The 8,965-nt window shown below is 56.8% G+C and carries 13 protein-coding genes; 1 reads left to right on the top strand and 12 read right to left on the bottom strand.

What is annotated here, in order from left to right; translation table 11 throughout:
- On the top strand, positions 1-284 hold a 284-nt coding region (locus APH36_RS32390; protein ID WP_218187331.1), incomplete at its 5' end, for a hypothetical protein.
- Positions 285-444: 160 nt separating this feature from the next.
- Here APH36_RS32390 and APH36_RS31275 read toward each other — a convergent pair.
- From APH36_RS31275 to APH36_RS25970, 12 genes are all read right to left on the bottom strand, one after another.
- On the bottom strand, positions 445-1,950 hold the full coding sequence (locus APH36_RS31275; protein WP_082426459.1) for a YaaC family protein: 1,506 nt from the start codon (positions 1,948-1,950) through the stop codon (positions 445-447).
- A 93-nt stretch (positions 1,951-2,043) separates the two neighbouring features.
- Positions 2,044-2,583: a DUF6680 family protein gene (locus APH36_RS26020; protein WP_060501171.1), complete on the bottom strand. Its 540-nt coding sequence runs from the start codon at positions 2,581-2,583 to the stop codon at positions 2,044-2,046.
- A gap of 711 nt (positions 2,584-3,294) precedes the next feature.
- Positions 3,295-3,549: a hypothetical protein gene (locus tag APH36_RS26015; RefSeq protein WP_060501169.1), complete on the bottom strand. Its 255-nt coding sequence runs from the start codon at positions 3,547-3,549 to the stop codon at positions 3,295-3,297.
- The gene (locus tag APH36_RS26010; protein ID WP_156342203.1) at positions 3,542-3,754 is read right to left on the bottom strand and encodes a hypothetical protein; all 213 of its coding nucleotides are present in this window, start codon (positions 3,752-3,754) and stop codon (positions 3,542-3,544) included. The genes APH36_RS26015 and APH36_RS26010 overlap by 8 nt, the downstream gene beginning before the upstream one ends.
- A 104-nt stretch (positions 3,755-3,858) precedes the next feature.
- On the bottom strand, positions 3,859-4,155 hold the full coding sequence (locus APH36_RS26005; RefSeq protein WP_060501165.1) for a hypothetical protein: 297 nt from the start codon (positions 4,153-4,155) through the stop codon (positions 3,859-3,861).
- A gap of 164 nt (positions 4,156-4,319) precedes the next feature.
- Complete coding sequence (locus tag APH36_RS26000; RefSeq protein ID WP_060501163.1) at positions 4,320-4,559, bottom strand: hypothetical protein; 240 nt, start codon at positions 4,557-4,559, stop codon at positions 4,320-4,322.
- Positions 4,560-4,736: 177 nt separating this feature from the next.
- Positions 4,737-5,531 (bottom strand): DNA adenine methylase, encoded by a 795-nt coding sequence (locus APH36_RS25995; protein ID WP_060501161.1) that lies wholly within the window; start codon positions 5,529-5,531, stop codon positions 4,737-4,739.
- 150 nt (positions 5,532-5,681) lie between these two features.
- Entirely contained in the window at positions 5,682-6,245 is a 564-nt protein-coding gene (locus APH36_RS25990) for a lysis system i-spanin subunit Rz (protein ID WP_060501159.1), read from the bottom strand.
- Entirely contained in the window at positions 6,242-6,793 is a 552-nt protein-coding gene (locus APH36_RS25985; protein ID WP_060501157.1) for a glycoside hydrolase family 19 protein, read from the bottom strand. Before APH36_RS25985 ends, APH36_RS25990 begins: the two co-directional genes overlap by 4 nt.
- Positions 6,794-6,829: 36 nt before the next feature.
- Positions 6,830-7,873 (bottom strand): phage late control D family protein, encoded by a 1,044-nt coding sequence (locus tag APH36_RS25980; RefSeq protein WP_060501155.1) that lies wholly within the window; start codon positions 7,871-7,873, stop codon positions 6,830-6,832.
- Between the two features lie 59 nt (positions 7,874-7,932).
- Positions 7,933-8,139 (bottom strand): tail protein X, encoded by a 207-nt coding sequence (locus APH36_RS25975; RefSeq protein WP_060501153.1) that lies wholly within the window; start codon positions 8,137-8,139, stop codon positions 7,933-7,935.
- On the bottom strand, positions 8,114-8,959 hold the full coding sequence (locus tag APH36_RS25970; RefSeq protein ID WP_060501151.1) for a phage tail protein: 846 nt from the start codon (positions 8,957-8,959) through the stop codon (positions 8,114-8,116). The genes APH36_RS25975 and APH36_RS25970 overlap by 26 nt, the downstream gene beginning before the upstream one ends.
- Positions 8,960-8,965: the final 6 nt, after the last annotated feature.

Here is an 8,965-nt window from a genome sequence, read left to right as displayed (position 1 = left end):
ACATTTTAGCCTCACTAAATGACATATCAAGCCGCATATCAAGTCTAGAGTCCAACTCCAAACAATCAAGACTGCGCACTCTTCCTGCGCCGCCACCAGGAAAAAAGTTTTCATTTAATGATGAATATTTTGGAAAGGGTGACGAGCTGTACGTCAATGGCAAAAGCATTGGACGCATGTATGACATCGAGAATAGTGGAATAGTGGTAGAAAACAACGGCGCACTCGAATCTATAAATTTTTCGGACCCCGCATTCCGTAAGGTTACTGGGATTCCGTTCTAACAAAAAAAGTTTCGTCATCTGGTTGCAGCACCAGGTGTTATGCGAACTCTTCAACGACATTGGTGTACCGCAATACACACCAATTGTGCTGCGGTAGGAACAGAAAAAGGCGGTAAAGCCCCACAGCATCAAGGCTTGGATGCCTTTTTCTGGCGACCCTTCAGATAAGAGAACCTGGCATGCTCGTATGGACGCGTTCCCCAGAAATACTTTCTAAAAACTGCTGCGGAAGAATCCTCTCTAGTACATCAAGTACGGAGCGCATGACGCTCAAATGTTGATCCCAATCCCCTCCTTCCACACGACGCCAAGCGCCCGGCATATATCTCACTAGAATTGAGAGGGAATATAAAATCGCAAGAGATGTTACTCTATATTCAGCCACTCCGCCTAACACAGGCATAATCAAAGTCGAACTACCTAAGTAAGGACTTTTGTGCAACAGCAGCGCCTCGTGCCAAGTTTCAAACCCCGAATGATCGATTCGCACTCGATAAACCTCTCCATCATCTGAGTTGTCAATTCTTGTTAACTCAGAAAATGGCCAATCTTGCGAGAAGATTTTAGATTCGGATATCTTATTTGATCGATCTTTAAGAAATATGTAGCTACTTGAAGGTTCCGAGCCTTTGAGCGCGCGGTAGGAGGCCATGTCAATATAGGGTATCAACCAGGCAGGTTCATCGTCGTAGACCTGAGTGAAGAGATCTCCCAATTCAGGTATCGCTGACAGTAGAGCTGACATATTTGCGTGAGACTGTGACGGATACTTAGCCAAATCGTCTAAATCGCTTACTGTTTTCGCCCTAGCTCGAGGATAAAAGCCCGTATCATATCCAAGAAAGCTGACCCAGTTTGGATAGAACCCGGTGGCTATAACCCCTACTTTCAAGTCTCCGAAGTTACCAGTGACTGGTGGTAGAGCGAAGAGACCGTGGCCTTGCTTAGTCATGCCCTCAAGCTCATCAAGATTGCCTGGCCCAATGGGGGATGCAAGCATCTCCGCGAAAGCAAGGCTCAGGGTACCGTAATATAAACTTAGAACACGCTTGTTTAGGCTTTCGTTAGGCGCCCCCTTATAGTAATCGGAGGCATTACTCAAAGAGAACGAAACCCCCAAAGCTTTTGAGTGAACTTGCGCATCAGTAAGCACAACTCCATCCGCTTTGGCACGTTTCAGAATCAGCTTTTTTGCGAGCTCTGCGCTGGAGAATTGGTTGAGTCGAGACCAAATCCCTTTCAACGGATTTTCTGAAACTATTCTTAGAATAGGACCATTGGTGGTTTTTCTAAGTTTAACTGGCTTAACGGGCGCCAATTCACTATTCCACTTGACAAGCAGTGGAAAAAAATCATCAATCGAAGAAACTGGTACAGTTATGCCTCTCGCATAAGCCTCAACATTATACAGCTGACCATTAGTGAAGATATGACTGACAGCTTTTTCTAAATCCTTATAGTGTAAATTGTCTGTAGCTGACGTATACATAAGAGCGACTGAATGTTTCACACTGTTTTTTTCAGCATCTATTACCAAATACTCTCCAGATATTGACTCGCTTTTGATTGCGGCCACCCAACCATGGGATAAGAGAGGGCCAAGTATTTGTTGCTTGGCTGCATCACGTAAAATCCCCATACGCAATTCTATGCCTGCACCGCCCATGCATTTAACTCCTTTATTGCTGAACACACCGCTACGAAATTATATAAACCCAACTAAGTCAAGGCTTACACCCAAATCATGCGTAGTAATCTTTTAAAGTTGCGCATCAGAGCGACTATTAGTCTCCTCTCTTCTGGCTACAACAAAATGCTCTGTATTCTCCAACACCCGAGACCACTGCTGTGAGATTTTTCGCTGAAATTCAATATCATCCGCGTGCCCTTGAGGGATGTAAAACTTGTCTATATCAGTCTGACTGAATTTGAAATATTTTAATTCTTGTGCCATTGCTCCAATTAGCTCAATCCAAGTATGGGCACGCTCCTCGCTAGGGGGTTGAGACAGTAAAGAATAGTACTTATGCCAGAGAATTTTAATGTTTGCACTGTCCGCATATACCACATCAATCATGTTGAGCGCCTGAGCAACTTGCTGCGATATAACCAACCCTTTTCTCTCCCCAACAAGAGTGAGAAATAGTTTTCGTTTTGCCTCAAGCTTATCTTTTCTTGCTTGGAACCAGATTGTAAAAATTACTCCAGTAATCGGCCCGGCAAAAATAGCTATAGCGGTTACCCACAACTGGAGCTGGGCTAATACCAGCTGTGCCTGAGCCAGTTCCTCTACTGTCATGTTGCCCCCCCTAAATGAAATTCGCACCTAGTAGCAAGTGGATATCTGGATAAAACATAGAATATGCCGACGCATTTCCTTTGTATTAGGAAACGGCTCCACGATGCTTTCGTAAGGCTAGTCGAAAAAACAAGAAGTAGCTTTTTTGACCGAACCCTGTAGTCAGTCTACTTGACGCTAACATGTTACCGCTCCCCAAAAAATTCCTCTCTCCAATTCATCTCTAATTGCGAAGGACCGTCCGTCGGGGACTTGGCAGCCCCCCCACAAAACCGCTCTAGATAGTGCCTTAAGGCAGCTAGTGAAAGCGGCCGGAGTGAAGAAATCTTCTTGTCAGAAGGCGTTGTTCCACAAAAAAGTTCCACGTTAACGCCGTGTATGCCGAGTGTTATGCTGCTTATCGATCATCTGTGGCTGCCGCTCGATGTCGAGAGGTAGGCCATCGCGTAACGCGTATGGCCGGTCAGAGCTCGACGCGAAATCCCTATAAACCAGCTTGCCCGGCAAACTTCACGAGGGTATCCAGCTTCGCCCAGGTCTTCACCTGGTCGCGCTTAGAGCCCACCGGGATCACCTGCGTGATGGCTCCACCGACGCGGATGCTCAACATCCACTGGCTGTGGTCACCTTCCCAGCGGCCGGCCACCGCGTCGCGCGCCTAGCGGGTGTTGGCCAGCACGCGCAGGGTATTCACATCCACCGCCTGGCCGATCACTGGCCGCGCTCCAGGGCCTGCAGGCGCGCCGTGGCGCCCTGCTCGATCACTAGGTACAGGCGCTCGATCTGATGAGCCTCCAGGGCCTTCAGTAGCTCCAAGGCTTCCACCATACCTTCTGCGCGCGCTTGGGCGATCAGGCAGTTGGCCGGGCTGTTGGCCATGTCGATTTCCATTAGGCGCTTGCGCAGCACCCCGTGGTAGGCCGATGGCAAGACCAGTCCGGGCATGAACTCACCGGCGTTACGCATAACGGTTCCCGTGTGTCGCATTTGACACAGGGGCAATCTCGAAATAGTCGCCGCTCTCGGCAACCCCCTGCACCGCGCCGGCCAGCACGGTGCCGTCGGGCAGCACCAGGGTGGCGCGGCTGACGCCCGGGGCCAGCAGCAGGGTCACGCCCAACTGGCGGTCGACCAGCACCGACACCGGCGCGCCGGCGCTGGGCCGGCTCACCACCACGTCGCTGCCTGGGCGCTCAGCGCTGCGGCCGAGCCCGGGCGCAGCGCTATAGGTCAGGGTCAGGTCGGCCGGTCCCCGGTAGGACAGCGCGCCGGCGCTCATCGCGCCTTGACCTGGGGCAAGGCCCGCATCAGGTCTTCAAACAGCTTGCCATCGATCACATTCAGGCTGTAAGCCGTGGTGACACTGCCAACCGTTTTGCCAAAGTGCACGCCCTGGTCATAGTCGCTCTCGGCCTGGCAGTGGTGGACCCCAAACAGCGCGTTGCCCAACATATGGCGGAACCCCTCGGGGGCGGACTCCAGGCGACGGCGCAGGTTGGCAGGCAACAGGGCCAGGCCCTCGGCAATTTGTAGAGCGAGGCGGTCGGTGGCTTGCTGCTGGGTTTCGCGCATGGAGAACAGTTCCTGATGCAAGGGGTGGGGTACGCCGAAATCACTTTAGCGGTTCTGGTCGCCCATTTCCGTCATTTTGGGTGACACGGGCCAAAAAAAGGCCCCCGCACCGTTCGGTATGGGGGCCTCTATTTAACGGAAAATCCGCTATAGACAACTAGCCCTTACGCAGCCGGCTCCTGCAGGACTAGGGTGCATTGGGTCAGTTGGCCGGGCGGGTCGTTACGGGTAACGGTCAGCCCCTCCAGCTTGCCAGCGGCCTCGCCGTTGTAGTGGAACACATCACCTTCGATGTACCCGATTTCCCAAGTGCTCTCGAAGTAACGGCCCTTGCGCACCTCGCCCAGCTTGAAGCCCTCCGGGTCGAGAAAGTCGTAATAGGCCTGGGGATCGTATTCGCTCACGGATTTTGTTCCTTGCTTGAATGATGGCCGAGTGTAATGAATTTGCCGACAAATGACGCTGCATCAAGGATTTCGTAACAATATTCTTCACGTTCCCCAGCATGCTCAAAGCATGGAGCTTGATCGGTTGGCTTGTCGTCCTCTGCGTAAATAGCTGATGCAAAGCGACTACGCGGATCAAAACAAGCCCCCGAGGGCTGAAGGCTGCCAATTCATGATTACCAGCTCACCAGTGACTTCCGCTTTGCAGTGGCGCTGGTTAGCAGTGCTGTAGCGGATATCCAGGCACTCAAAGTGGAAGCCATCAAAGGCGCGCCGGATGTCCGGATGGTCATTGATGCTGACCATCACCTTGCCCTTGCACCGCCGCATGAAGTCGGCCATGCGTTCGTACTCCTCAAACGGAAAGTCCACACCGTAGCCGACGGTCTGCCAGTAAGGTGGGTCCATGTAGAAGAAAGTATGCGCCCGGTCGTAGCGCTCGGCGCAAGCGAGCCAAGTCAGGTTCTCGACGTAGGTGCCGGCAAGGCGCTGCCACGCGGCGGACAGGTTCTCCTCAATGCGTAGGAGGTTGATGGCCGGCCCAGTGGTGGCGGTTCCAAACGTCTGCCCGGTGACCTTGCCGCCGAAGGCATGCTGTTGCAGGTAGAAGAACCGGGCCGCGCGCTGGATATCGGTCAGTATCTCGGGCCGCGTCATCTTCTGCCACTCGAAGATCTGGCGGGAGCTGAGCGCCCACTTAAACTGGCGCACGAACTCCTCAAGGTGGTTCTGCACAACGCGGTAAAGGGTGACCAGGTCACCGTTGAGGTCGTTCAGCACCTCCACCGGAGCGGGCTGGGGACGCATGAAGAACAAAGCGGCACCGCCGGCGAAGACTTCGACGTAGCATTCATGAGGGGGAAAGAGAGGGATCAAGCGGTCGGCCAGGCGGCGTTTGCCACCCATCCAGGGGATAATTGGAGAGGTCATAGGTTTGCAAGTCTTTACTGTATGGATAAACAGGTGTTAGGCTCGCCGCGCTTTGTGCACAAGGCAGAGGCCACGGCTGGACTTGCAGGAAAGGTCTGCGGGTTCGGCGGGCCGGGCTGGATGTTGACGCATCCGTCCCGGCTCGCCTCTTTACTGCTTGGTGACTTCGCGGACGTAGGCCTGGCAGGCCTGCAGTGCGATCAGCCCCCGGTCGCCTTCGTCGGTGATGGCGACAATTCGTTGAGCATGCGCTCGGTCAAGTTGGGCGCGTACGGCGCCAGGTACCACGCCTCCGGTGCCGGCGGTTTCTCGCACCCCGCCGTCACAACCCGGGCCGGTAAAGGTTCCTGCATCGACAAGGACTGACAACCGCAGATCAGAGGTAGCAAGCCGGTCACGCAGGCGAGCTTGAGTTTGTTGAGCATCTTCCATCTCCTTCCAGTGCGTTTGTGCCTGGACCTGCAGGCGGGATTCCAGGGCGCGCCGCGCCTCCTGTTCTTCAGCCAGCTGATCAAGCGCTGCTGCTGCAGCCTTCTCTCGCTCTAAACCGTGCGCGCGATCCTTCTCCGCCAACTGCTTGCCGAAGTCATCGGCCTGATCAGCGAGCTGCGCCTTGTAGGCGTTGGCCTGCCAAACCCAGGCTGCCCGGGCGCCGCCAGCGCTGGCAGCCAGCAGCAGCGCCACGGCGACCAGACGGGTGGCCCAGGCGCTCACTGCAGCACCTCGAGCGCTCGCTTGTAGAGCGCCTTGCGATCCTCCAGACCGTTGGCACCACCATTGATACGTTTGGTGATCGCCAGGATGTCGCCCTTGTCGGCCAAGCTGTTCAGGCCCTCTTTCTGCCAGAACCACCCAGCCGACATCGATGCGTAGACCGGATGCTCGAGCAGCTCGGGGGTATTGAGCAGGCGACTGTCACCGAACAGGGCCTCGCTGCACGCTTCGTAATTAAACCGGCCGGTCACCTGGATGAGCCCACGCCCTCTATACAGCTGGCCATCACCGTCTGCTGCAGGTGTGTTGCCCAAGCGCTGAGCCAGGCGACCGATGTCGTACTTCGACAGGTACTTGTCATTGCCGAGCTCACGCACGTACTGCAGCTGCCCGGACTCGTGCCCGATCTGGGCGAGAAACGCCGCCATACGCAGACGCGTGATGATGGCGAACTTACCCATGGTGGCGTTGAGCCCGGGAACAAAAACGCCGGCTTTCGAGCCGGCGTTAGGGAGAATCTTTTGAAGCTGTTGAATTGAGATAGCCATTGAGGTCTCCAGTCAGGGCCGCATGCGGCCGTGGGGTTACAGCTGCTCAACCTTGAGCGGCTTGGTATCTTTCATTTTCTTGCCCGAAGCCTTGGCCTTGCCCTTCTTGCCGCCGTTGCACTCGACGGTCGTAGTCCAGCCGGACTGGGTGAATACCTGCTCGACCCCGTCCACCAGGTACTCGCCATCGAGCCCCGGCTTGAAGCCCTGGGCGTTGATCGAGCGTTCGGCAAACAGGTCGGTGCGGCCGGGCATTTCCAGCCGCACGCCGGCGGTGCTGCGATTGAACGCAGCCAGGCGCGCCTTGGCGGCCTGCTGGGCAGCGGTTTTGTTGGGGTAGACATGACGGTCGGTGTGCACCGGCGGCAGGCCGTCCGGCGACTCCTCGTTGGCCAGCTCGACCACCTGCAACTTGCCCGTCTTCGGGTCCTGATGCTGGGTCTTCACCGCCTTCTGCGAGTTGCGATCACCGAGGCGGAACTGATAGCGGGAAACGTCCGTCTTGTTGATGGTGATGACCGCCAGCGCATTGCCGGTGGTGCTTTGCCCGCCTTGGCGCGGCATGACCAGCAGCTTGCTTTCGGCCACCTTGGCGGTGCAGTCGTACTGCTTGGCCAGGCGGGTGACAAAGTTGTAATCCGACTCATTGCGCTGGTCGACGCGCTCGACCTTGGTGTCGACCGGGCAAGACACCTCCCAGCCGTTGCGCTTGGCGATTTCGCCAACGATCTGCGACAGCGGCACGTTCTCCCAGCTGCCACTGCGCACGGTCTTGCCACTGCCACGCATGTCGCTGGCCTTGCCGCGAATGACGATGGTGTCGGGCGGGCCGCTCAACTCCACCTCGTCGACGGTGTAGGCCCCCATACGGGTCAATCCTTGGCCCTCATAGCCCATCATCACCACCACGTTGCCACCGCGCGCAGGCAGCGCAACCGCCTGATCGCGGTCATCAATGCGCAGCTCGAACTCGTCCGACTCCATGCCGGGCTTGTCCGAGGTGCGCAGCAGCAACAGACGGTCATTGATCAGCGCGGTAATGTCGCTGCCATCCGCGACGATTTGATACGTGGGTTTCATGCAGGGCTCCAGAAATGCAAAACCCCGCACTTGGCGGGGTTCGTTACGCGTAACGCGGGTTAGCCGAACAGCTGCAGCAGCTCGACTGCAGGCGCCGGAAGATCCGGCAGCAGGATCAGCAGGCCGGCGCAGTATGGCTGCGCCTGCCTGGCCAGATCCGGGTTGGCATCGAGCACGGCCTCGACCGTGCCGTTGAGGTGCCCGTAATGGTGCTGACAGATCACATCGAGCAGATCACCGTCAGACGTTCTGCAGGTCGTTGCCATAGCTCACAAACTCCAGGGTAAAGCCTTGTTTTCGAGGGATGCCGCCCGGCAACAGGTGGCTTTGTTCCTCCTCGATGCTGACCAGGCACCAGTCGCCCAGCACCTCGCCGTAGCCCGTCACCAGGTTCAACGCGCGCAGGTTGCGGCCGATGGAGCGCAGGGTGTTGAGCTGCTTGAGCCCGGCCTTGTGGTTGGGGAAGATCGCGCCCTTGAGCGTGATCTTTTCTTCACCCAGACCCACGGCCTGCTGCGCCACACTGCGGCGCAGGCGCTCCTGGCCCTGCCAACGAAACGACGCCTGCCGGCGCAGTTCGTCAAACGCGGCCGTGCCGAGGTTGAAGTAATACGGCTGGGCGTTGGGTTCATGCGGCTGGATGATCAGCAGGTGCGGGAACGGCGCCACAGCCTCCGGTGTCGGCGTGGCCGAGGCCAGCAGCCCGCCACTGGGCAGGATGTTGGACAGCGAGGGGCTGATTTTGCCAGCCACCCGGCCGACCTCCGACGACACCTTGCTGGCCATCTGCTTGAACGTGCCGAGGCGTTCTTGCACCTGACTGACGCCCGATACGGCGCGGCTATACATCGACGTCACCTGCCCGACACGGGCTTGCGCAACGCCGATGCTGCGCACCAGTCGGCCTGCCTTGGCGCCCAGCTCGGGCGGTAGAAACGGGATGCTCTCCAGCTCGGACGCGGCACCGGTAATGCTGCTGATAGCGCCGTTGAGCGGTGCCAGCATGCCGTCGGCGCTTTTCCGGCCGGCCTCCCCCGCTGCAACCAGGCTGGACAGTGACGACTCCAGCAGCTCCATGTAGGCCATAGGCCC

Source organism: Pseudomonas sp. NBRC 111133, from assembly GCF_001320605.1.
GTDB classification, from domain to species: Bacteria; Pseudomonadota; Gammaproteobacteria; order Pseudomonadales; family Pseudomonadaceae; genus Aquipseudomonas; species Aquipseudomonas monteilii.
This window is presented reverse-complemented; position numbering and strand designations above follow the sequence as displayed.